Origin of the sequence: Mesorhizobium sp. L48C026A00 (assembly GCF_000502375.1) — a bacterium.
Taxonomy (GTDB): domain Bacteria; phylum Pseudomonadota; class Alphaproteobacteria; order Rhizobiales; family Rhizobiaceae; genus Mesorhizobium; species Mesorhizobium muleiense.
Window position 1 is genome coordinate 94594 of record NZ_AYWU01000034.1, and the last position, 21966, is coordinate 116559.

Sequence of the window (21966 nt, forward strand, 5' to 3'; positions counted from 1 at the left end):
CCGGAAGCGGCGCTCAGCGGAAACTTCCTCTACGCCGCCTGGTCCCGGAGACGCTCGACACACATTGCACGGAGGACGACCGCGGTTTCGGCGAAGGTGCTTTGACCGCCGTTGTTGATCTCCGATGCTCGCTCGCCGATGATGTCGGCCACGGTGGCGCGCAAGCGCTCTGGCACAATGTCGAAGCATGTCCGCATGCGCCCGAAAATCGAACTGATCGGAACGTTCTTCTCCTCGAACATCACGGTAGGCTCATCCATGTTCAGGCCCCAGGCTTCATAGGCGTCGAGTGCGTCGGCGAACGCCTGGTGCAGATAGATGGAGGCATGGCCCTCGTGGAGGGCAGGAAGCACACGTGTCATCACCAGTCTCCTCATCAGGTCAAAACACGATATGGACTGCCATCGTCGGCAATTCCGAACAGCGAAAGTCGGCTTAACGCATGTCTTCGCAATTGGTTGTCGCCGACGTACGGGAGCCGGGAACGACCTACCAATGGCCGTGCATACACCAGCCCCAATAAAAGCTTTCGTCATGCTCGGGCAGGCGGTCACGCTCCGCCCTGGAGAGGCTTTCGCCTGTCCAGGCTTGGGGCCGGTTTGTTGTCCTTCGGCACGGGAGAGCCCGGATAGATGTCCAGATATGGCTCAGAAATGTCTGTTTCATCGTCACCTCCTGGTCATGCGAGCACGAGTGGGTGGTAGGCGGTCAGGCATTTAGAAGGCCAGTATGACTCAACCCGGCAGAATGTCAATAATGTCTACGGTTTTTATATACATTAACGCCGCCGGGGCCGGCTGAAGCTCACCAGGCCGTTACAACGGAACCCTTGAAAGTCTGCTCGACGAACGTCGTCACCTCAGGGGAGTCCCTGGGAACGCAGGCCATCGTAAATCTCGTGGGCGGCGGCCTTGGCGTAGCGCTCGTTCCCAAAATCCAGTGTGATACGGATCGATGCGGCGTGACGTTTCGCGAGTGGACTAGGCCCGCCACGCCGATCAGCTACGAACTTGCCATGGCATATGATGCGCCTTCCCCCTTGAGAGATGCTTTCGTGTCCACAGCGCGGACAAAGGTCGAAGAACTCTAGCTTCGTGCCGGGCAAGCCAATTTCGCGAAGCCCGAGAACAGGCGCTTTTTTGGCGCGCGGCAGTTCGCTGCTTCCTCGCTCAAGCGTCATGATCGGCCGGGAATATCGCCAGTAATCCGAGATCAATCGATGCGCACCAATTGCTTGCCTATGTTTTGGCCGCGAAGGAGGCCGATCAAGGCCAAGGGTGCTTGCTCCAGCCCCGTCGCAATCGTTTCCCTGTAAATTCACCACTCCCGAGCGCACCCAGCCCTCGAGATCGGCGATTGCGTGAGGCCAGAGCGAGGCATGATCGGAAACTATGAAGCCTGAAGAAGCGTTCGATTGGCGATGGCCGTGTAGAGATTCGTTATGCCATAGGGACAATCATTGTTGTAGTCGGTAATCATTCCGCAGAGTGCTATCCTGGAGAAGGGATTTCCCAGTTTCAGCACCGCGTTTAGCACCACGCCGCCTACTGTGTCGAAGTAAACATCAATCCCAATCGGGACGGCTTGCGCAAGCTTCTCCGGGAAATCGGCAGCGCGGTGGTCCACGCATTCGTCGAATCCGAGATCGACAACAACATGCCGACACTTTTGCTCTCCACCGGCAATGGATCGACCGCGTAGAATTTGCACTGCGGGATGAATTTTGTGCGTTGCAATATCTGGCGCAATTGCTATCATGAGGTGGTCGGCTACCCACTCCTCCCGGATGCGATGCCGACGTTGAACGCGGTGCACCTCCTCCCGCGCCGTTTTCGAAATCAAGCCCGCTGCCACCTCCTCCCGGCAGCGGGCTTTTTCTTTCAGGATCCAGCATTTTCGCCGCCATGATCTGTCCGATGAACTCGAAAGAGCGCCGAGCGGGCAGCTCCGCTTGGACGAAGGGGGCGCGGAGTGCGCAACCGCGACGATGGTCTCGAGCGCACCTCGTGGGAGGCCGTCGGTCTTAAAGGCGCGTACCGACCGATGATCGAGCAAACGTGTTGAGCGTCTCGTTCCACAACATCCAGCGTTCGGAACTGCCTCCCGATATCGGCTATAAAGCGCCCGATGCACATCCCGCACGAAGCGCTCGTCGGCAAGTGGAGCATGAGCAATGCGATTCATGCGCGCTCGAGCGACAGCGCGAATGCCTTCAACAGCCGGATGGCAACGTCGGTTGCTTTAGCCTGCCAGGCAAGCACGGTCGTGCGCAGGCTTGGCTGGCGTGTCGGCCAGAGGTTCGGCCCTTGCAGACGCGTCCAGGCGGGCGTGCCGGGCCGCTGGGGAACAGCTTCACGCTCGACGCCGAAATCGAGCTGCTCGCGCCAGTCGGCAAGTCCCTGCGTGCGTTCCCCACCGACCCTTGTATAGCCGCGGAATTGCGGCGAGTTGACCATCTCGATCGCACGCTTTTCCGATTCAGGAAGCGCGAAAAAGCATTTCGCCTCGGCAAACAGCGTGTGTATGTCAGCATGGGAGATGCCATGGCCGCCAAGATAGAAGAATCCGATGTCGCGCGCGGCTGATCGCAGATCCGCAAGGAAGGCCATGTGTGCAGAACCACCCTCTTCAAAGCGGTTGAGATCGAGAATTGGCAAGATCCTTGGCATTATACACCTCGTAGCTTCTGAGACCCGCGCGCCACGTATTCCTCATCGTCGTGCGATAGTGCCGTAGTCGCCGTTTGCGACAAAGAAACACACGAGCGCAGACGGAAGGAGAAGGAGACAGTTGCTGTCCAACTCGGCGCGAGAGGGGAATGTTTTTCCTTCCCGCGCCTTTACTTTCTCTCCGATGCGTTGAGACGACTTTCGAGCCACTGGCTGTAGCGCGAACCGCCAAAGCCGAAGACGAAGTAGACCATGGCCGCCACCAGATAGGCTTCGTCATAAAAACCGAGCCAGTTTGGATCGGTTGCGGACGCCTTCGCAGCATTGAGCAGGTCGAAGATGCCGATGACCGCGAGCAAGGAGGTGGCCAGCAGGAAACCGATGGCCAGGTTGACGAGGCCAGGGATAACGACACGAAGCGCCTGCGGCAGCACGACCAACTGCATGGCGCGCCAATAGCCTAATCCGAGCGCTGAGGCCGCTTCCTCCTGTCCGGGCGGGATTGCCTGGAGGCCGCCGCGTACCACCTCGGCCGTATAGGCCGTCCAGAACAGAGCCACCATGATCATCGCCCGCAGGGTCTTGTCCATCGATTGGCCCTCCGGCAGCGCCATCGGCAAGATCAACATGGCGATATAAAGGATGGCGACCATGGGCGTGCCGCGCAGCAATTCGATGTAAATGACCGAAAGCAGGCGCAGTCCGGTCATATCCGAGCGCCGCGCGAGCGCCAGGAGGACCGCCAGCGGCAGGGACGTCGCAAAGCAAACGGTCCAGACTAGCAGCGTGACGGGTAGGCCGCCCCACTGGTTCGATGAAACCGGCGCTCCACCAAGCGCTCCCGCCATCAGCAGCCAGCACAGTACGATGACCGCCGGCCATGCAAACAGCAGTTCGCGCCGCCAGAAACGCGGGATTGCGGTTGCGCCGAGGAGTGCGAGCAGCAGCAAGATAACCAGAGCTGGCCGCCAATGCAGCTCGGGCGGATAAAAGGCGAATAGGAAGAAGCGGAATTTTGCGGCCACGAAAGCCCAGCACGCTCCATCGCGCGCCGCACAATCGGCGGAAGTGCCGCTCCAAGTGGCATCAAGAATCGTCCAGCGCAGCAGCGGCGGCACGATCCACACGAGCAGAGAAACGGTCAGGACCGTGACGATGGCATTGAACGGCGTCCCGAACAGGCCAGTCCTGAGGCGATCCCATATGGGGGCGCGCGCGATGACGAGAGGGGCGCCGACTTCGGCCACAGTCATGCCGGCCGCCCTCCCCTAAGCGCTACGCGCCTGTTGTAGACGTTCATGAGCGCCGACACAGAGAGATTGAGGATGAGGTAGATGACGATGAGGATCAGCAGGGCCTCGAATGCCTGGCCCGTGGTGTTGGCGGTCGTGTTGACGATGCTGACGAGGTCCGGATAGCCTATTGCTACCGCGAGGCTCGAATCCTTGACCAGATCGAGATAGTTGGAGGTCGTCAGCGGCGTAATCACCCGCAGCGCCTGGGGCAGGACGATGAACCGCATAATCTGCCCATCGTGCAGACCCATGGCGCGGGCCGCCTCCCATTGTCCGCGTTTGACCGACTGGATGCCGGCCCGTACGATCTCGGCGATGGAAGCGGAGAATTTCACCACCAGTCCCGTCAGCAGCGCAGCGAATTCGGGCGTGAGGCTGTAGCCGCCGCGGATGTTGAAGCCAGAGAGCGCCGGGACTTCGAGCGAGACGCTGGCTCCGGTGAGTGGGATGCCGAGAGCGACGCCCGCGACCGCGAGAACGCCGGCGAGCAGCCCGGACCGGAGCGTCAGCTTTCCCTGCCGGCGGGCTGTCCATAGGAACGTCGCCCATGCGACGAAGACGAGGCCGGCCACAAGCAGGGTGGGGAAGGACAGACCCTGAAAGATCGGGCCAGGGACGAAGACGCCGCGATTGGTCAAATAGAAGGCGTCCAGCAGCGGGAGCGCCCTGCGTGGTGCGGGAAGCGCCTGAGCCAGCGATATCCAGAAGAAGAGCTGGAGCAGCAAGGGCGTATTGCGCACGATCTCGACATACCAGCGCACAATGCCGGACAGCAGCAGATTGCCAGACAGCCGGGCGATGCCGAGCCCCACGCCAAGGATGGTGGCGAGGATACAGCCCAGAACGGCGACCTTCACCGTGTTGAGAATGCCCACCAGGATGGCGCGCGCATAGATGTCGCCGGCGCGGAAGGCGATCAGACTTTCGCCGATCTCGAAATTCGCGGAGCGCTGGAGAAAGCCGAAGCCGGGAATTACGCCGATACGGCTCATCGTCACCGACGTGTTGTGGCCTAACACGTAAAACAGCGCGACCACAGCGATGATCACCACGACCTGAGTAAAGGGGCGCGGGCCCCACCACATGCTTATTCTGCGGACAGTGCCGGGACCTTTCGGACCCGGCACAACGATGGACGTCATGGTCTTGAAACCGGTAGAAGAGCTTAGCGGAAGGGCGGCGAATAGAGCAGTCCGCCGTTGGTCCAGAGGCTGTTGTAGCCACGTTCCCATCCCAGCGGCTTCAGGTGCTTGTCGAACAGCTCGCCATAGTTGCCGACCGTCTTGATGATGTTGTAGGCGAACTTCGGATCAAGGCCGATCGCCTGGCCTAGCGATGGATCGACACCGAGGAAGCGCTGGATCGCCGGATCTTCCGACTTCAGGAACTCGTCGACATTGGCGCTGGTGATACCCCATTCCTCGGCCTGGATTGTGGCGTTCACCGTCCAGTTAACGATCTCCAGCCATTGGTCGTCGCCGCCAGCGATCGCGGGAGCCAGCGGCTCCTTGGAAAGGCGCTCTGGCAGGACGATATAGTCGTCCGGCTTCTTGAGCTGGGTCAGCTTGCCCACGAGGTCGGACGAATCTTGCGTGATCGCGTCGACGCGGCCTGATTCCAGCGCATTGAGGAACTCGCCGGTGTCCTCGATCGTCACGGGCGTGAACTTCTTGCCGGTCTTGCGGAAGAAGTCGGCAATGTTGAGCTCGCCCGTCGTGCCGCTCTGGACGCCGATGGTCGCGCCGTCGAGTTCGGCTGCGGTCGTCACGCCGATATCCTTGCGCACCAGGATGCCCTGGCCGTCATAGAAAATGGTTGGCCCGAAATGGAAGCCGAGCTGAAAGGCGCGGGTCACGGTGACGGTGACACCGGACAGCAGCACGTCGAACTCGCCGGCCTGCAACGCCGGCAGACGCTGCTGCGGCGACGAATTCGTGAACTCGACCTTTTCCGGGTCACCGAAAACGGCGATCGCCAGCGCCCGGCCGTAGTCGATGAAGAAGCCCTGCCACTTGCCGTTGCTGTCCGGCGCGAAGAAGCCCGGCGTGGTACCGACGCCGACCTTGATGGTGCCGCGTTCCTTGATCTTGTCGAGCGTCGGACCTGCGAACGTCGCAGTCGAGAAGACGCCGGCGGCAAGGACGAGCGATGTAGCCAGCACCGTCCTCCAACGGGCGCCGGATCGAATTTTGGAAGTCATATTGATTGCTCCTGAGATTGTCGTTGCAGTCGACCCTGAGGCCGGTCGTCCCCCGCCTTGATCGACTACCTCGAACATAACTCTATAAATTCTATAGACTAAGGAATCTTCGTCCATTTTTGCGATGCAATACGAAGCAAATTGCTCATGGATTGTGCAGACTGCCCACGCATTACTGGTCTGGCCAATCTGCCCGACGAATGGACGTGGTCCCGCGCTCGATCCAGTCGTCCGGCAGCGCTTCAATTGTTCTGGCGACTTGTCCTGGAGACGCCAAAGCATCCCGTCGCGGATTCCACGCTCGGCGAGACGAACGGAACTGCGGTAGAGATAGTGAGCACAGCTTCCGCCATGCCCAGCAGCTGTCGCTACCATCGATGCAACCAGGTCGAGATCGAGATCGCCAGCATAGTCCGTGGAGTCACGGTTCGCTGTGAATGCCGAGGCAGATATCCGGCCGCCCGGTGTAAAGATCTTGATCCAGCGTGGTACAGTGGCACATGGATCGTCGCTGATTTCCCTCTCCAGAAGCGCCCGCAGATCATCCTCCAGCCTGAGCGGGTTGATCCTCTAAGCGATGCCGCGGCAACTCCCGCCTCTATCCAGGGCTAGCATCAGGCCCGGACGGTCCGGCGTACCGCACCATCGCGTGAGCTGGAGGCGAAACGACCGGCGCCAACCGAATGTTACGGCCGAGCGCTCTTCGAATGCGTCGAAGGCAGGCTTCCAGATGTGAGCCGTAAGAGAAGACCCAGAAGGGCGTATCGGGCGTACGCCCCTCAAGGAGCAGTCTCAGCCAGCGCTCGCGCGTCTCCTCGGAGAGATCGAAGTTGCCGTAATGCGGCCCGGGATCGGGTTCTTTGCGCTCGACCCTCGCCACCAGCGCCGCAGTCAGCGCCATGTTCGAGATCGGCATGGATCGGAGCGCTATCGACTGTGCCATCACCCCGCAATCCTTTCAGGCGTGACCTCCCGGAGTGCGGTGTCCGTTCGCCGCCAGCCGAGCACGGGCGCGATGGCATGGACGAAGTCATGCATGACCTGCCGATAGTCCCCTTCGGGGAAGTCATAGGGGAGCTCCATCCGGAACTCGTCGACCAGCGGCAGGATGGGGTCGTCGGCCAGTTGGTCGAGGATCTCCTCCGAGGTGCCTATGATGTCGCGCGCAAACAACGTCCGTCGCTCGCCATTGGGCTGCAGCGTTCGCGCGTGGCGGCTTGCGGCATAGGCGCGGTAGCGTTCGCGCGTCTGACGATCGGCGCTGTCAAAGGGAACGATCACGCGGCCAAACCCGATGCGCGGCCGGTGCGCGATATTCCAGTTCCTACAGTAGAGTTGGAGCTGGTTGAGCTGTGCCTCGAAGAAATCATCGGTCTTCTCGCCGGTGGTGACGTTGCCGATCAAAAGATTGAAGCCGTTCTTGGCGGCCCACTCGGCCGAACGCAGCGATCCGCCGCCATACCAAAGGCGCTCGGTCAGGCCGACGGCAACCGGCTGGACGCGTGGGCGGTAATCGCCGAGGGCCGAGGACAAGACCGTTTTGTCGTCCCCGAGCAGGTCGCTGCGCAGGCTTTCAGCTAGGCGCTCCGCGCGGGCATGGGAATAGTCGACACTCGACGGATCGCCATCGAGAAACAGACGGCCGAGAAGTTTCGCATGCGGCGGAGAACCGGCGCTCAAGCCCACATTGAGCCGGCCGCCGGACAGCACGTCGACCATCGCCAGATCCTCCGCCAGCCGGAACGGGTTCTCGTACCCCATCTGGATGACGGCCGATCCAAGTTGGATATCGGTCGTTCTTTGTGTCGCGGCGGCGAGAAAGACGGGCGCGGAAGAGACGCCGCGCTCGAGATGCCTGTGCCTGATCCAGGCGCTGTCGAAACCGAGCGATTCCCCAAATTCGAACAGCTTCAGCGTGTCTTCCAGCCCGGCCAGTGGCCGGTCTTCCGGATAGTTACCAGGAGTCAGGAAGCCGATGTGATCGATCTTGAAGTGTTGAGGCATCACTTGGCCGCTTTCGGGTCGATCTTGGAAGAATGTGACGGGGGCTTCCCCCGCGGTCGCCCCCGTCACGGCCGCATCAAAACTTTGGCAGGCCGGGAGGATTCGTCTCCGACCGCTCCAGGGCTTCCTCGGTGAGATTCCAGCGCGCCAGCGCCTTGCCATAGAGACCATTCTCGATTAGCCCGTTGGTGGCGATCGTCAGCGCATCGACCAGGCCGCTGCCTTTGCGGGTGGCAATGGCAACATCCGATTTCAGCGGCCAGCCGGCGCTCAGCGTGCCGATGCGTTTGATGGTCTTGTCGCGCGCCGCGATGAAGACGAGTTGCGCATGCGGCTGGACAATGACGTCGGCCCGGCCCGCAGTCAGCGCCACCAGACGCGTGGCTTCGTCATCGAAATACTGAAGCTCCAGCGGCTTCAGCCCGGCAGCCACATTCTGCTTGTCCCACTCCAGCAGGATACGCTCCTGATTGGTGCCTGCGCCGACAATAATGCGAAGGCCGGCGGCATCCTTCGGCTCCTCGATGGAGGCGATGCCGCTATCCGATTTGACGAAGAAGCCGTGCAGGCCCTGCCTGTAGCTGGTGAAATCGAACTTCTCCTTGCGCTCTTCCGTCACGCCGACATTCGAGATCACGGCGTCGTATTTGCCAGAGACGAGGCCGAGCGGCCAATCGGCCCAGGCGACGGCAACGAGATCGAGCTGCAGGCCAAGGCTGTCGGCAACCAGTTGCGCATAGTCAGGGTCGGCGCCGACAACAGCCTTGGCGTCGGTGGCGTAGGTGCCGAGCGGCGGGCCGCCAGGACTGACGGCGACCGTCAGATGTCCTGGCTGGACGAATTTGAAGTTCGGGGGAACTGCGCGGATGGCTGCCTCAATCGGCGCGGCCCGGACACGCTCTTTCTGCTCGGGCGAGAAATCGAAACCGGCTTGCGCGGCGGCTGGACCCGTCGCGAAGAGGAGGCCGAGCAGGCTGGCGGCAAATGCAAAGGATGGGATCTTCATTTGTTTTCTCGAATGGTTGAAATTATAGGAACCGGGAGCGGCCTCCGCCCGGTCTGGATCAAGGCCCTCCGGATCAGCTCTTGGGAAGGCCCGCGGGATTGGTCTCGGATTTCGTGATCGCTTCGGAGACGAGATTCCAGCGCTCCAGCGCTTTCGTGTAGTTGCCGTTCGCGATCTGCGCGTTGAGCGCGGCGGTGATTGCGTCTGCGATACCGGACCCCTTGCGCGTTGTGACCGCAATCTGTGCCGTCAGCGGCCAGCCGCCGGAAAAGGTGCCGACAAGCTTGGTCTTGCCATCGCGGGCCTCGTAAGCTCCGAACGCGTTGGGACCGAGATAGGCGTCCGCCCTGCCCGACTGGATGGCAAGTCGCTGCACAACATCGTCATCGTAGTACTGTACTTCGACCGGCTTCAGCCCGGCCTTGACGTTCTGGTCGTTCCAGCGCAGCAAGATCTGCTCCTGGTTAGTGCTGGCCCCGACGATCACCTTGAGGCCAGCGATATCCTTCGGTTCTTTGACCTCGGTGATCGGACTGTCGGACTTGACGTAGATGCCGAGAAGGTCGTCGCGATAGGTGGAGAAGTCGAACTTTTCCTTGCGAAGTTCCGTGACGGTCACGTTCGATATGACCGCATCGTACTTGCCCGACTCCAGCCCGAGCGGCCAATCGGCCCAGGCAACGGGTATGAGATTCAGTTCGAGGCCCAAACTGTCGGCGACAAGTTGCGCGATATCCGGTTCTGACCCGACCGGCGTCTTGGTGTCGCTCGCATACGTACCGAGAGGCAAGCGCCCCGGCGCGGTTGCGACGGTGAATTTGCCTGGCTGGGCAAACTTGAAGACGGCAGAAATGAGTTTGATTGCCTCGTCGTTGCGCTCTGCGCGTACGCGGCCCGCTTGCTCAGGACTGAGATCGGGTTCCTCCGACGACGCCGGGGATGCAAACAGCCCAAGGGTGATGGCGATAGCGCCGAGGGGACGAACGAGGGAACGGATGGAAACGGTCATGTGCGAATTCCTGTCATGTTGCGTTGAGAGTCGCGGTTCCCTTTGGAAGTTGTTTTCTTCCGCGTTTTTTGATCACAGCACCTTGGCGAGGAAAGCCGCGGTACGGGGATGCGTTGGCGCGTTGAAGACCTTGTCGGGCGTGCCAGTTTCCAGCACCTGGCCTTGTTCCATAAAGACGATGGTGTCAGCGACCTCGCGCGCAAAGCCGATCTCGTGAGTGACGATCACCAGAGTGGTGCCGGAGCTGGCGAGTTCCTTGATGACGTCCAGTACCTCGTTGACAAGCTCGGGATCCAGCGCCGAAGTCGGTTCGTCGAACAGCAAAACCTTGGGCTTGAGCGCCAGCGCTCGTGCGATCGCGACCCGTTGCTGCTGGCCGCCTGAAAGCTGGCGCGGATAGGCATGGGCCTTGTCCGAAAGCCCCACGCGCGCCAACAGGTCGTAGGCCAGTTCTTCCGCGTCGGGACGAGGCAGGCCACGCACCGTGACGGGTGCTTCGACGATGTTTTCGAGAACCGTCAAATGCGGAAAAAGGTTGAAGTTCTGGAATACCATGCCGACATCCACCCGACGGCGCAGGATATCCGCTTCCTTCAGCTCATAGAGCGTCTCGCCCTCCTGGCGATAGCCGATCAGCTCGCCATCGACCGAGATGAAGCCGTCATCGACGCGCTCCAGATGGTTGATGGTACGCAGGAGCGTCGACTTGCCGGAGCCCGACTGCCCCAGGATCGCCGTCACGCTGCCGGCCGGCAATGCCAGCGTCACATCGCGCAGAACGCGCAGCTCGCCAAAGCTCTTGGAGACGTTGTGGATATTGAGCTCGCCGCCTTTGACGCCACCTTCCTTCCAGCGGCCGGACACGACCGCAGCCGGGCTAGATGATACCTCTGGCGAAACGGCGGCAGCCGCAGCCGGGCGTGCCCTGACGCGATTGAAAAGCGCGGTGAAGATCGAAGGCGGCGGATTGCGCAGCGCGCCTTTCGCATAATGCCGCTCGATCTGGTGCTGAACGGCCGACAGGACGGTGAGGATGATCAGATACCAGATCGTCGCCACCATCAGCAGCGGGATGACCTCCAGATTGCGCCTGTAGATGACCTGGATGGTATAGAAGAGTTCGGGCAGCGCGAGGATGTAGACCTGCGAGGTGCCCTTGGCCAGCATGATTATTTCGTTGAAGGCGGTGGGCAGGATCGACCGCATGGCCTGCGGCAGGACGATGCGAGAGGCCTGCCGGCGTCGCGGCAGGCCGAGGGCCGCGGCGGCTTCGAGCTGTCCCTGATCGACCGAAAGGATGCCGCCGCGAACGATTTCAGAAGAGAAGGCCGCCGCATGCAGTGTAAGGCCCAGCACCGCGGCGAAGAATGGCGTGATGAGCTGCGTTGTCGACCAGCTGTAGAAGCTGATCTCGGTATAGGGCACCCCGATCCAGATCGTCTCGTAGAGATAGCCGAGATTGTTGAGGATCAGCAGGAGCACGATCAGCGGTATCGAACGGAATATCCAGACATAGGTCCAGGAAACACCGGCAAGCAGCGGCGAACCGGACACGCGGGCCAGTGCCAGCGCGGTGCCGAGGGCAAAACCAAAGATCGTGCCAAGCGCGGTCAGCAGCAGCGTGCGGCCGAGCCCGACGAGCACCGGCTCGGCGAAGAACCACTCGGCAAAGACAGGCCAGCCCCAGCGTTCGTTGGTGAGCGTCGAATGGGCTACCGCAAGGATGATCAGGATCGCCAGGACCGTTCCGAACGTGCGCGCGGGATAACGCGCCGGGACGATCTTGAAATGGGAATAATCACCCTTTGCAACAGGTTTGGCCGGGAACACATCAGGGCGGCCGAAGTCCGTGGTAATCGTCATGAGCGAGCCCTCCGTTGCGGGTGGATCAACCGGTGCGCGCGGCGCTCCGGGCAGCGTGCGTTTCGTCACGACGCGGCAGAAAGCTCTCCACTCTCGATTTGCCGATGAACTTCTCGAAAGGGAGGTGCCGGTAGGTTTCCGGGTCGGCCGTCGTGTCGAACAGAGCCGTGTAGCCATGGCCGAGATAGAGGCCGACGGCTTCCGGCTGACGGAAACCTGTCGTCAGGTAGATGCGCCGGTAGCCCTGCCTTTCTGCCTGCGCCTCAAGTTCGACGAGCACTTTGCGAGCAAGTCCCTGTCGGCGCAGGTCCCGGCGCGTCCATACGCGCTTGAACTCCGCCGTCGTGTCGTCGTACCGCTTGAAGGCGCCACCGCCGATGGTCTCGCCGCCGCGGATGAGGAGGAGGAAGTTCCCGTGCGGCGGAGCGAACGCCTCCGGCGGATAACGGTTCAGTTCGGCTGCGGCACCTTCGCGATCGAAGATGTCGCCGTAGCGGCTGTCGTATTCGAAGATGAGCTCGTCGATCAGCGGCTTTGCACGGTCATCGAGCGGGGTGGTGTAGAGAAAAAAGTCGTCGCTCATGGGCTTGGACCTGCGCTAGGATGCGTTGAGATAAGTTTCAGCCAGCGCTACCCAGTAGGCGGCTGCGGGAGCGATGATTGCGTCGTTGAAGTCGTAGAGCGGGCTATGAAGCGGCGCGCTTTCGCCGTTGCCGACAAAAACGTAGCTGCCCGGCCGCGCCTCGAGCATGAAAGCGAAGTCCTCGCTCGCGGTTCTTGGCCGGAAATCCTCCTCCACGGCAGCGCGCCCGAAGGAGCGCTGCGCCACCTGGCGGGCGAAGCTCGTCTCGGCGGGATGATTGATGACGCTCGGAAAGCCGAGCCGATAGTGGACTTCGGCCGTGGCGCCGAAGCTTTCTGCCTGCGCCCTGGCGAGTGCCGGGATGCGCCGCTGCAGTTCGGCCCGGAGGTCGGGCCGATACGTCCGCACGGTCAGCTTGAGCTCGACGCTGTCGGGGATGACATTGGAGGCCGCTCCGCCGTGGATCGAGCCCACCGTGACGACGGCCATGTCGCGCGGGTCGACATTGCGCGCCACGACGCTCTGAAGCGCCGTCACGATATGGGCTGCCGCCAGGACCGGATCGACAGTGTTGTGCGGTTCGGCGCCGTGCCCGCCTTTGCCGACGACGCGGATGACGGCCTGATCGACGGATGCCATCGCGGCGCCTTCCACGAAACCGAATTGTGCCTCTTGCACACCGGGCCAGTTGTGGAGCCCGAAGACCGCGTCGCAGGGAAAACGCTCGAACAGCCGCTCGGAGATCATCTTCTTCGCGCCTGCTCCGATTTCTTCGGCGGGCTGGAAGATCAGGTTCAAGGTGCCGGCGATAGTGCCACGTTCGGCTAGATAGCGCGCGGCAGCCAGCAGGATCGTCGTGTGGCCGTCATGGCCGCAGGCGTGCATCACGCCGGGATGGACACTGGCATAGGAGAGCCCGGGCCGCTCGTCGATGGGCAAGGCGTCCATGTCGGCGCGGATGCCCAGGGTTTTTCCGTCACCACGCCGCAAGGTACCGATCACGCCGGTTCCTGCCAAGCCGGTGGAGACCTCGTACCCCCAGCCGGCAAGCAAGGATGCCACGCGCGAACTCGTTCGTTCCTCTTTGAAGGCCAGTTCCGGATGGCGATGGAGATCGTGGCGCAGGTCGATGAATTCGTCGACAAAATTGCCGATGCCGGCAATGATCCTGACGGCGTCCTTGACAGAGGCGTGAGTGTTCATGCGCTGCAGCTCGTCATCGGGCGAGCTGACGCAACGCGCCACCATCGCCTTGTTGGGAATAGCGGCTCTCACGGCGTGGGAGACCGAGATGATCGCGCAACGTCTTGCCTGCAAGGACGCGCTCATAACGGCCGCGCGCTTCCAAGATCGGGATGACGTGACGGATGAAATCGTCCAGTCCCTCGGCCACCACCGGGAAGCCGAGTATGAAGCCGTCAGCGGCGCCTTCTTCGATCCAGCGGATGAGTTCGGCGGCAACGTCTTCGCCGGTTCCGATGAAATGCGGCTTCGGCGTCGCAACCTCCAACGCCACTTGCCGCAGCGTCGACCCCTTTGATTTGGCGTCGGCCTTGATCCGGTCGGTGGTCGACCGGAAGCTGTTCTGGCCGATATCGCCCAGCTCCGGGAATGGTTCGTCGAGGGCATACCGGCTGAAGTCGTGATGGTCAAAGAAGCGGCCGAGATAGGCGAGCGCCTCGTCGACGTTCAGCAAGTCGCGGATGGCGGCATATTTTGCCTCGGCCTCCTCGCGCGTGGCGCCGACGATCGGCCCGATGCCGGGGAAGATTTGGACGGCGCCGGCGGAGCGGCCGTGCGCGACCGCGCTTGCCTTGACCTGGTTGCGAAAAGTCCGTGTCGCCTCGAAGGATGGGGCATTGGCGAAGACGGCGTCCGCATATTTGCCGGCGAGTTTTATCCCGTCGTCGGAGGAGCCGGCCTGAAAGATGATCGGCTGGCCCTGGGGAGAACGCTGGATGTTGAGTGGGCCCTCGACCTGGAAGAAGCGCCCCTTGTGATCGAGGCGATGGAGTTTTTCCTTCTCGAAGAACTTTCCCGTCGCACGGTCCCGCGGAAACGCGTCGTCATCCCAGGAGTCCCAGAGGCCCTGGGTAACGCTCAGGTATTCGTCGGCGATCTCGTAACGTAGCGCATGGTCGGGATGCAGCCGGCTGTAGTTCCTGCCGGAGCCCTCGAGCGGAGAGGTGACGACGTTCCAGCCGGCACGCCCGCCGCTGATCAGGTCAAGCGAACCGAACTGGCGAGCGACCGTGAAGGGATCGCTGTAGGAGGTCGAAACAGTGCCGGCGACACCGATCTTCGAGGTGACCGTGGCGAGCGCCGACAGGATAGAGATCGGCTCGAAGCGGTTGAGGAAATGCGGGATCGACTTCTCGTTGATATAGAGGCCGTCGGCGACGAAGGCGAATGCGATGCCTGCAGCTTCGGCTTTGCGCGCGGTGTCGATGTAGAATTGCAGGTTGACGCTGGCGTCGGCGGGACCGCTCGGATGTTTCCAGGCGTTCATATGCCCGCCCGCCCCGTGCAGCATGACGCCGAACCTAATGCTCTTTTCGCTCATGGCATTGCTCCTTCAGGCAGCCGCGCTCTGGTAGGCGCCGACAAGAAGTTCGATCGAGGCGAGGCGCTCGGCGTAGCCGGCGACTGGCGTGTCGATGACGAATTCCTTGACGCCGAAGCGCTGGTGAAGCCGGTCCAGCTCGCGGCGGACGTGGTCGGGCGTCCCGGCGATCACGCTCGGACGGTTCTCCTCGACGCGGTATTCGCTTACGCCTGCCTGCCTCGCAAATTCCGCGGCGGCCTCAAGCGAAGGAAGGTTGACGCTCTGGCCCGTGGCGAGATGAACCTTGAAGACGCGCAGTTCACTCACCTGGCGTTCGGCCGCCTCGGTCGTCTCCGCTACGAAAGCGAAGAGAGCCAGCAGCGGCACGCGGCCGGTGGACTTCTCATAGACTTCGAATGCGCTTTGCACCTTGGCAAGGTCGCCATTGAGGTGGGCGGCAAAGCAGAATTGCCATCCATGGCGGACAGCCAGCGCGGCGCTATTGTCGCTGGCGCCGAGCAGTATGCGTTCCGGCGGAGCGGGCGGTACAGGTGTGGCGGCAACGCCCGCGAGGGGGTGACCCTCAGGAAGCGTACCCACAAGAAAAGAATCGAGTTCGGCAAGCTGATCGGCGAAGTCTCGCTTGACGTCGGCGCCACGTCCGGCCTGGAGCGCCTTGGTCGAAAGCGGCAGCCCGCCAGGAGCCTTACCGACACCGAGGTCGACACGCCCCGGCGCCAGCGCCGACAGCACGTTGAAGACTTCCGCGACCTTGTAAGGCGCATAGTGCTGGAGCATGACGCCACCGGAGCCGATACGGATGTGGCTGGNGTTTGCAAGCAGAGAGGCAACGACCACTTCCGGCGCCGAACTGGCCAGGCCCGGCGAGCTGTGATGCTCGGCAACCCAGTACCGATTGTAGCCAAGTTGTTCGGCTTTCTGCGCCAGCGCGACCGTCCTGCTGAGCGCTTCGGTTGCGTTCGATCCCTCGGGAACGGGACTCTTGTCCAGCAAGCTCAGGAGATATGACATTCTCGACATCCAGACCGCCGCGCCGGATCGCACCAATTAATCGGCCGCTTCATGTTGATAATATCGACAGAATTTATAGACTTAAGAAATCTGATCCCTTTCTACTTTGCTGAAGCGAAAAAATCGGCTTCAAAAGGCAGTCGAATGGCTAAGGAGAAACCCTGGCAGTGCTATCTGGCGGCGGTGTAAGGTACGCGCGATGTGCAACACTGGGTTTCACACGACGCGTCCGGCACAGGTCACGCTCGTGCGCTCTCAGCGAAGGGCCTGGTCGAAACGATCTCGTCAGTATCGGTGACACGTAGGTCGACTCGTTGCTGCCGCGGTCGTCAGTTGGAGCTTCTGCAACATCACAAAAAAGCCGGGCCGATCAGGCCCGGCAAAGTGAAGGTCGAAACCTCCAGAGGGGAACATCGGCCGGCAACAATGGGAGGAAAACTGCCGACCGACGCCACATCAATGCACACGTTCGAGACATTTCGACACGAATGGAATGTCAAAAAATCACACGTTCCGGCAAAAATCTGTTCGGTCGGCATTCACCTGCTATCCACACGTGTCGTGACGCATGTGCCCACTTGGATATCGCACGCGGCTATCAAGCTCGCATCGCACTTGCGAGGAAAACGGCGGCCCCGCACCGGGAAACGGCGGCGCTCACCTGTGAATTGGCCCCGAAGCATGACCCCATCCATCCGAATTTGGGCAAACCCGTTGATTTTTCTGCGCATGTGGGAAAAGCAGAGGGGGCACGGTCGACGCCGACGTGACCCTATCTCGTTGGACACTTTTGCACGATATCAAGAGCATAGCAGCGAATTGCGTGGGGGTCACGCTTCGGAGCGGATTCACAGCTAGGCAGACCGCCGCAGTTTCCACTCTGATCCACCTCATTCATTTTCGAATGAGCGGATACAGCTTGACGGTCTCTCTAGTCTGCCGAGACCAGTCGTCTTTCCATGCTCGGCAGCGGCCTGCTCGTTGCCTCGACGCCTAGCAGCTCTAGTACCTCGTCGCGGAGGCGAATGAAATCTACGCACGACCGGTCGAAGCGCGCCGACGAGGGGACCGGCAGCACGGCTGCAATCCGTCCGGGGTGCGGTTGCATCACCACGACCCGATGTCCGAGGTGCACCGCCTCGTCGACGTCATGCGTGACAAGAACGGCCGTCGTGCCTTCGTGCTGGACGATACGCTTGAGTTCGTCCTGAAGCCTGAGCCGTGTCAATGCGTCGAGCGCGCCCAGAGGCTCATCAAGGAGCAGAAAGCGGGGGCGGTTGACCAGTGCGCGGGCGATCGCGACGCGTTGCGCCATGCCGCCGGAAAGCTGCGCGGGATAAGCCTTGGCGAATTGTTCGAGGCCGACGAGCTCCAGATGCTCTCGGACGGCCTCCTCCTTCTTCGCCCGGCTCGACGGACTCCGTCGAAGCGCAGCAGCCACATTGGCTTCGACGGTCAGCCAGGGAAGCAGGCGGTGGTCTTGGAAGACGATCGAACGGTCGATTCCCGGGCGCTCCACGGGCCGGCCGTCGATCCGGATCTCGCCCTGATAGTCGAGGTCGAGCCCAAGAATGAGCCGCAAGAGCGTGGACTTGCCGCAACCGGAGGCCCCGACGATGCCGAGGAATTCGCCCGGGCTCACCATCAGGTCGATACCCGCAAGAACAAGGACATCTCGCCCGGCAACCCTGAAAGTCTTGTCGACACCGCGAATCTCGAGAGCCGGCGCGACATCGCCGACCAAGGCGGGAGCAGTTACGATCTTGTTCATCGGGTTCTCCGTCGAAGAAGCCAGTTTTCCAGCCAAAGGGCTAAGCTGTTGTAGAAAAGGCCAATCGCGCCAAGCACGATGATCCCGAGGAAGAGGAGGTCTGTCTCGAAGAGCTGGCTTCCTTCGTTCAATCGTCCGCCGATGCCGGGCGTGACGTTCAGGAAGAGCTCGGAACCGAGCGTCGCGAGCCATGCATAGATCAGCGCGGCATGGAGGCCAGTGAAGATCGCCGGGAGCGCGCCCGGAATGGCGACGAGCCGGGCAAAATCCACACGACTGAAAAGCAGCGCATCGGAAAGCTCGCGATAGCTCGCCGGGATGCCGCGCACGCCTTGCCACGTATTGATCACGACGGGCTGGAACGCGGCGACCGCGATGAAGGCGATCTTGCCGGCGTCCGCTCCGCCGAACCAGACCGAGATTAGCGGTACCCAAGCGAAGAGGGCGACCTGGCGCGAGGCGAGCAAGGTAGGGCCGACGACCCGCTCCACGGTGCGTGAAAAGCCGAGGACAAGGCCGAGCAGCAGGCCGGCCGAGGCACCGATCGTGAACCCCGTCAGATTGCGCCTGAGACTTTCCGCGATATCGAAGAGGAGCGTGCCCGTCGTGAACTCGGTTCGGGCCCGATCGAACACCGCGCCCGGCGATGGCACAAAGCGGAGATCGACCCAGCCAAAACGCGTCGACGCCACCCAAAGCAGAAAGACGGCGATAAACGAGATAACGGTCCGCCAATGGCGGCTCGTGGCACTATCGACGATGCGCCGGATGACTTCAGCGGCCATCGCTGGTCTCCAGTTCCCACGGCTGGACGAAGCGCTCGAGCACCTGAAGGACCGCGTTCAGCGCGAGCCCGATCGCGGCGATCACCAGCATGGCGACGATCACCAGCTCAAGCTGGAAGAGCTGCCGTCCCCAGGTCATCAGGTATCCGAGCCCTTCGAACGAGGCGAAAAGCTCGACGATGACGAGGTTCTGCCAGGCCGCCGCCAGCCCCTCGCGAAGGCCGGTGAAGAGCGACGGCAAGGACGCCGGAAGCACGATGATGCCCAGATTCTGGCGCCGGCTGAAATTCAGGACACGGCCGAGCTCGACCAGCGCGGGCGGGATATTGGCTATCCCGCGCGATGTGCCGAGGATAATCGGGATTGCCGCGGACCAGCCGATGCACACATATTTCAGTTCCTCGTCTATGCCGATGAGGAGAATGAGCAGTGGCAGCCAGGCGAGCACATTTACCTGGGTGATCGCGGTCAAGACAGGCCAGACATAGGCGCGAACCTTCGGCAAGAGACCGATCGCCGCGCCGACGGAAAGGCCGAAGACGGCGCCGAACAGGAAGCCGACGAACACCCTCCTGAGACTCTGCACCGTATGGTCCAGAAGCGATCCGTCGCGCAGGAGGTCGAGGAAGGTCGCCCAGACGAGGCTCGGAGCTGGCAGAATTTGCTGCGGCAGCCAGCCATAGCGGGAGGAGAGGGTCCAGGCGAGCAGGAGAGCGAGAGGAAAGGATGCGCCGAGTGCAATGTTGGTGAGGATGGGAGGCACACGCGACGCCGCGTCGCGGGCCGCGAGGGGACGGCCTTCCGAAAGAATGAGGCTCATGGGCTTCCCGTCTCGATATGCGTAGGCGAGCCCTCGGCCTGTCGCGGACGACGGGCCGAGAAGATCGTCAGTTGATTTGCTTCTTGTCGAGCTCACCGAGGCGCGCGACAGCGCCTTTGGCGTCGTAGCTCGACCAGAAATTCTCGAGCTTCAAATCCTTGAGCGCCTGGTTGAGATATTTGGGTTCAAGCCACGCATCGACGTCGACGTCGCCCTTTACGAGGCCATAAGCCTTGGCTCCGGCGACCTGGTCCTTGTAGCGGGCGATGACGAAATCATCGATGAGCGGATTGAGCCGATTGGCGAGCGTGTCCCCATCGAAATCGGTCGCGAAGGTGTCCTTCGGAAAGCCCGACAGGGACCAGCCATCGAACACCTCGTCGCGATTGGCCGGCTCGGTGGCGAAAGCGGTCGCCTTGATGAAGGTGGTCACGACCCGCTGAGTCACCTCCGGATTGGCCTTTTCGAATTCCGTCGTCACCAGGTAAGACGAGTTGCGGCCGAGCGTCGGATCATCGCCCTTGGTCGAGTAGACGATCTTCACGATGCCCTTCTTGGCGAGCGCCAGATATTCCGGCCCGCCGAACACCGCGTCGACATTGCCTGACGTCAGGGCCGGAACGGCCGCGTTGGTGTCGAGATTGATGAAACGGACATCCTTCTCGGTGAGGCCATGCACGGCGAGCACGCGGTCTGTGGCCAACTGGAGATTGGTACCCTTGAAGAGCGCCACCTTCTTGCCTTTCACATCCTCGATCGACTTGATTTCGCTGGCCGCCGGCACGGCGAGATAGATCGGCTGGTGCCGGCCTGTGGCGAACAGAAATTTATGATCGAGGCCACGCGAGCGGCCGACGATGGCCGGCAGATCACCGAGCAGGAAAAAGTCGAGCTGACCGGCCGCCACCGACTCATTGAGGGCGGGACCAGCGCCGCGGAAGTAGGTCCAGGTGACCTTGATATTCTTGTCGTTGGCGAATTCCTTCTCGATCCACTCGCGGGCGCGGGCATAGGAGGTCGCGTCGCCCTGCGAATACTGGCGGTTGTCCAAGCCGACGCCCGGATAGCCGAAGCGAATGGTCAGTTCCTCGGCCGATGCGGATGCGAGCGAGGCCAAAAGGGCGGCTATGGTCGCGGCGATACGCAGTTTCATGATCGTGATTCCTTTGTCGTGGGTTCAGGCAGCCTTGGCCGTCGCGGGCTTCGCGACCTTGACTCGGGTGACGCTGCGGCGGCCGTCGACGCTGACTGGAACATCGCCATCGACCGTGGCGCGCCGCACGACACGGTGCTGATCGCCATAGTCATTGACCGCGTAGTGCTGCGTGGCGCGGTTGTCCCAAATCGCCACGTCGCCGGCCTTCCAACGCCAGCGCACGGTGTTTTCCGGCGCGGTGACGTAGGATTGGAAAACCTCGTAGAGCCGTTGCGAATCACTCTTCGAGAGGCCGACCAGGCGCTGAACGAAGTTGCCAAGAAGCAGGGTGCGCTCGCTGGTCTCCGGATGCACCCTGACCACCGGGTGCTCCGTCTCGTAGATCGTGCCGGTGAAGACTTCGTCGAAGTGCTTCCTCTCCTCGGCGGTCGCGCGCGGTCGAACTGCGGCGTAGTCATAGACGTTGCTATGTACGGCCCAGAGCGTGTCGGCGAGACGCTGCAACTCGGTCGGCAGGCTGTCGTAGGCCGCAGCGGTGTTCGACCAGATCGTGTCGCCGCCTGCCGCCGGGATGACGACGCCACGCAGAATGGAGAATTTCGGATAGGCATCCACGAAGGTGACGTCGGTGTGCCATTGATCGGCGCGGCCGCCGCCGCGACTGGAATCGAGATCCAGGATGGACGCCGTTCCCTTGATGGCGCCGACGGTCGGATGGGGGACGAGATCACCGAGGCGCTGGGCAAAGCTTTCCTGCTCGGCATCATCGAGATGCGCCTGATCGCGGAAGAAGACGACCTTGTGCCGCAACAGGATCTGGTTGATCGCAGTGACTGTCTGCGCAGGCAGATCGCCGGCAAGGCGGACGTTTTTGATCTCAGCACCGACACGGCCGGTAAGCGGGATGACATCGGTGTCCGGGATGATCTGATCGACGAGGGTGGGCTTAGTCATGAAAGTCTCCAATCTGTTGAACGGCACGCTGCTTGCAACGCTCCGCCGTGCACCGGCCGCGCAGCGATCGGCGGATGGGATTTGGTGACGTGGGTAACCCGCCGTCATAGGTAATGGCGGGCTGTCTTGCTCGGCAGCCGAAATCGCTAATTGCGATTTGGCCAATCAGGTAAGGGCCCGCCAGGACGCAGCGGGCAATGACGAGTTCTCATCCAAGACTAAATTCTATAAATTCCATAGAAATAGACGTTTAAAGTTCTGCGTCTGGGGGGAA

The 21966-nt window shown here is 61.7% G+C and carries 19 protein-coding genes and 2 pseudogenes; all 21 read right to left on the reverse strand.

Annotated elements, in window-relative coordinates; translation table 11 throughout:
• Positions 1 to 29 precede the first annotated feature (29 nt).
• On the reverse strand, positions 30 to 362 hold the full coding sequence (locus tag X738_RS75575; protein WP_023803100.1) for a hypothetical protein: 333 nt from the start codon (positions 360 to 362) through the stop codon (positions 30 to 32).
• 497 nt (positions 363 to 859) lie between these two features.
• Positions 860 to 1216 carry a hypothetical protein gene (locus X738_RS85400; protein ID WP_156942719.1) on the reverse strand — a complete coding sequence of 119 codons (357 nt, stop codon included), beginning with the start codon at positions 1214 to 1216 and terminating at the stop codon, positions 860 to 862.
• Positions 1217 to 1389: 173 nt separating this feature from the next.
• A complete protein-coding gene (locus tag X738_RS83640; RefSeq protein WP_084833925.1) occupies positions 1390 to 2184 on the reverse strand; it encodes a zinc-binding dehydrogenase in 795 nt (264 codons plus the stop codon).
• 2 nt (positions 2185 to 2186) lie between these two features.
• Positions 2187 to 2669, reverse strand: a pseudogene (locus X738_RS75580) (2-oxoglutarate and iron-dependent oxygenase domain-containing protein); the annotation flags it as partial.
• 170 nt (positions 2670 to 2839) lie between these two features.
• Positions 2840 to 3922: an amino acid ABC transporter permease gene (locus X738_RS75585; RefSeq protein WP_023803103.1), complete on the reverse strand. Its 1083-nt coding sequence runs from the start codon at positions 3920 to 3922 to the stop codon at positions 2840 to 2842.
• Positions 3919 to 5106 carry an amino acid ABC transporter permease gene (locus X738_RS75590; protein ID WP_036270327.1) on the reverse strand — a complete coding sequence of 396 codons (1188 nt, stop codon included), beginning with the start codon at positions 5104 to 5106 and terminating at the stop codon, positions 3919 to 3921. Before X738_RS75590 ends, X738_RS75585 begins: the two co-directional genes overlap by 4 nt.
• A 23-nt stretch (positions 5107 to 5129) precedes the next feature.
• Positions 5130 to 6164 carry an amino acid ABC transporter substrate-binding protein gene (locus tag X738_RS75595; RefSeq protein WP_031256690.1) on the reverse strand — a complete coding sequence of 345 codons (1035 nt, stop codon included), beginning with the start codon at positions 6162 to 6164 and terminating at the stop codon, positions 5130 to 5132.
• Positions 6165 to 6488: 324 nt separating this feature from the next.
• A pseudogene (locus X738_RS89380) lies at positions 6489 to 6947 on the reverse strand (gamma-glutamylcyclotransferase); the annotation flags it as partial.
• Between the two features lie 159 nt (positions 6948 to 7106).
• Positions 7107 to 8168 (reverse strand): LLM class flavin-dependent oxidoreductase, encoded by a 1062-nt coding sequence (locus X738_RS75605; protein WP_023803107.1) that lies wholly within the window; start codon positions 8166 to 8168, stop codon positions 7107 to 7109.
• A gap of 76 nt (positions 8169 to 8244) precedes the next feature.
• Entirely contained in the window at positions 8245 to 9174 is a 930-nt protein-coding gene (locus X738_RS75610) for an ABC transporter substrate-binding protein (protein ID WP_023803108.1), read from the reverse strand.
• Between the two features lie 73 nt (positions 9175 to 9247).
• Positions 9248 to 10183: an ABC transporter substrate-binding protein gene (locus X738_RS75615; RefSeq protein WP_023803109.1), complete on the reverse strand. Its 936-nt coding sequence runs from the start codon at positions 10181 to 10183 to the stop codon at positions 9248 to 9250.
• A 72-nt stretch (positions 10184 to 10255) separates the two neighbouring features.
• Positions 10256 to 12046 (reverse strand): amino acid ABC transporter permease/ATP-binding protein, encoded by a 1791-nt coding sequence (locus X738_RS88545; protein ID WP_023803110.1) that lies wholly within the window; start codon positions 12044 to 12046, stop codon positions 10256 to 10258.
• Positions 12047 to 12071: 25 nt separating this feature from the next.
• Entirely contained in the window at positions 12072 to 12629 is a 558-nt protein-coding gene (locus X738_RS75620; protein ID WP_023803111.1) for a GNAT family N-acetyltransferase, read from the reverse strand.
• Positions 12630 to 12644: 15 nt separating this feature from the next.
• Positions 12645 to 13832 (reverse strand): M20 aminoacylase family protein, encoded by a 1188-nt coding sequence (locus X738_RS75625; protein ID WP_031256665.1) that lies wholly within the window; start codon positions 13830 to 13832, stop codon positions 12645 to 12647.
• Positions 13833 to 13845: 13 nt separating this feature from the next.
• A complete protein-coding gene (locus X738_RS75630; protein WP_023803113.1) occupies positions 13846 to 15192 on the reverse strand; it encodes an LLM class flavin-dependent oxidoreductase in 1347 nt (448 codons plus the stop codon).
• Between the two features lie 12 nt (positions 15193 to 15204).
• On the reverse strand, positions 15205 to 16206 hold the full coding sequence (locus X738_RS75635; protein ID WP_023803114.1) for an LLM class flavin-dependent oxidoreductase: 1002 nt from the start codon (positions 16204 to 16206) through the stop codon (positions 15205 to 15207).
• A gap of 931 nt (positions 16207 to 17137) precedes the next feature.
• The gene (locus tag X738_RS75640; protein ID WP_031256667.1) at positions 17138 to 17950 is read right to left on the reverse strand and encodes an ABC transporter ATP-binding protein; all 813 of its coding nucleotides are present in this window, start codon (positions 17948 to 17950) and stop codon (positions 17138 to 17140) included.
• Between the two features lie 23 nt (positions 17951 to 17973).
• On the reverse strand, positions 17974 to 18762 hold the full coding sequence (locus X738_RS75645) for an ABC transporter permease (protein ID WP_023803116.1): 789 nt from the start codon (positions 18760 to 18762) through the stop codon (positions 17974 to 17976).
• Positions 18752 to 19582 (reverse strand): ABC transporter permease, encoded by an 831-nt coding sequence (locus X738_RS87760; RefSeq protein ID WP_023803117.1) that lies wholly within the window; start codon positions 19580 to 19582, stop codon positions 18752 to 18754. The genes X738_RS75645 and X738_RS87760 overlap by 11 nt, the downstream gene beginning before the upstream one ends.
• 67 nt (positions 19583 to 19649) lie before the next feature.
• Entirely contained in the window at positions 19650 to 20735 is a 1086-nt protein-coding gene (locus tag X738_RS87765; RefSeq protein ID WP_023803118.1) for an ABC transporter substrate-binding protein, read from the reverse strand.
• A gap of 24 nt (positions 20736 to 20759) precedes the next feature.
• Positions 20760 to 21692, reverse strand: coding sequence for a TauD/TfdA dioxygenase family protein (locus X738_RS75660; protein ID WP_023803119.1), 933 nt, complete (start codon positions 21690 to 21692; stop codon positions 20760 to 20762).
• Between the last annotated feature and the right edge of the window lie 274 nt (positions 21693 to 21966).

Excerpts from the sequence above, each read along its gene's own strand:
- X738_RS75575 (WP_023803100.1), bottom strand. The coding sequence starts at position 362 with ATGACACGTGTGCTTCCTGCCCTCCACGAGGGCCATGCCTCCATCTAT.
- X738_RS83640 (WP_084833925.1), bottom strand. The coding sequence starts at position 2,184 with ATGAATCGCATTGCTCATGCTCCACTTGCCGACGAGCGCTTCGTGCGG.
- X738_RS75585 (WP_023803103.1), bottom strand. The coding sequence starts at position 3,922 with ATGACTGTGGCCGAAGTCGGCGCCCCTCTCGTCATCGCGCGCGCCCCC.
- X738_RS75590 (WP_036270327.1), bottom strand. The coding sequence starts at position 5,106 with ATGACGTCCATCGTTGTGCCGGGTCCGAAAGGTCCCGGCACTGTCCGC.
- X738_RS75595 (WP_031256690.1), bottom strand. The coding sequence starts at position 6,164 with ATGACTTCCAAAATTCGATCCGGCGCCCGTTGGAGGACGGTGCTGGCT.
- X738_RS75605 (WP_023803107.1), bottom strand. The coding sequence starts at position 8,168 with ATGCCTCAACACTTCAAGATCGATCACATCGGCTTCCTGACTCCTGGT.
- X738_RS75610 (WP_023803108.1), bottom strand. The coding sequence starts at position 9,174 with ATGAAGATCCCATCCTTTGCATTTGCCGCCAGCCTGCTCGGCCTCCTC.
- X738_RS75615 (WP_023803109.1), bottom strand. The coding sequence starts at position 10,183 with ATGACCGTTTCCATCCGTTCCCTCGTTCGTCCCCTCGGCGCTATCGCC.
- X738_RS88545 (WP_023803110.1), bottom strand. The coding sequence starts at position 12,046 with ATGACGATTACCACGGACTTCGGCCGCCCTGATGTGTTCCCGGCCAAA.
- X738_RS75620 (WP_023803111.1), bottom strand. The coding sequence starts at position 12,629 with ATGAGCGACGACTTTTTTCTCTACACCACCCCGCTCGATGACCGTGCA.
- X738_RS75625 (WP_031256665.1), bottom strand. The coding sequence starts at position 13,832 with ATGAACACTCACGCCTCTGTCAAGGACGCCGTCAGGATCATTGCCGGC.
- X738_RS75630 (WP_023803113.1), bottom strand. The coding sequence starts at position 15,192 with ATGAGCGAAAAGAGCATTAGGTTCGGCGTCATGCTGCACGGGGCGGGC.
- X738_RS75645 (WP_023803116.1), bottom strand. The coding sequence starts at position 18,762 with ATGGCCGCTGAAGTCATCCGGCGCATCGTCGATAGTGCCACGAGCCGC.
- X738_RS87760 (WP_023803117.1), bottom strand. The coding sequence starts at position 19,582 with ATGAGCCTCATTCTTTCGGAAGGCCGTCCCCTCGCGGCCCGCGACGCG.
- X738_RS87765 (WP_023803118.1), bottom strand. The coding sequence starts at position 20,735 with ATGAAACTGCGTATCGCCGCGACCATAGCCGCCCTTTTGGCCTCGCTC.
- X738_RS75660 (WP_023803119.1), bottom strand. The coding sequence starts at position 21,692 with ATGACTAAGCCCACCCTCGTCGATCAGATCATCCCGGACACCGATGTC.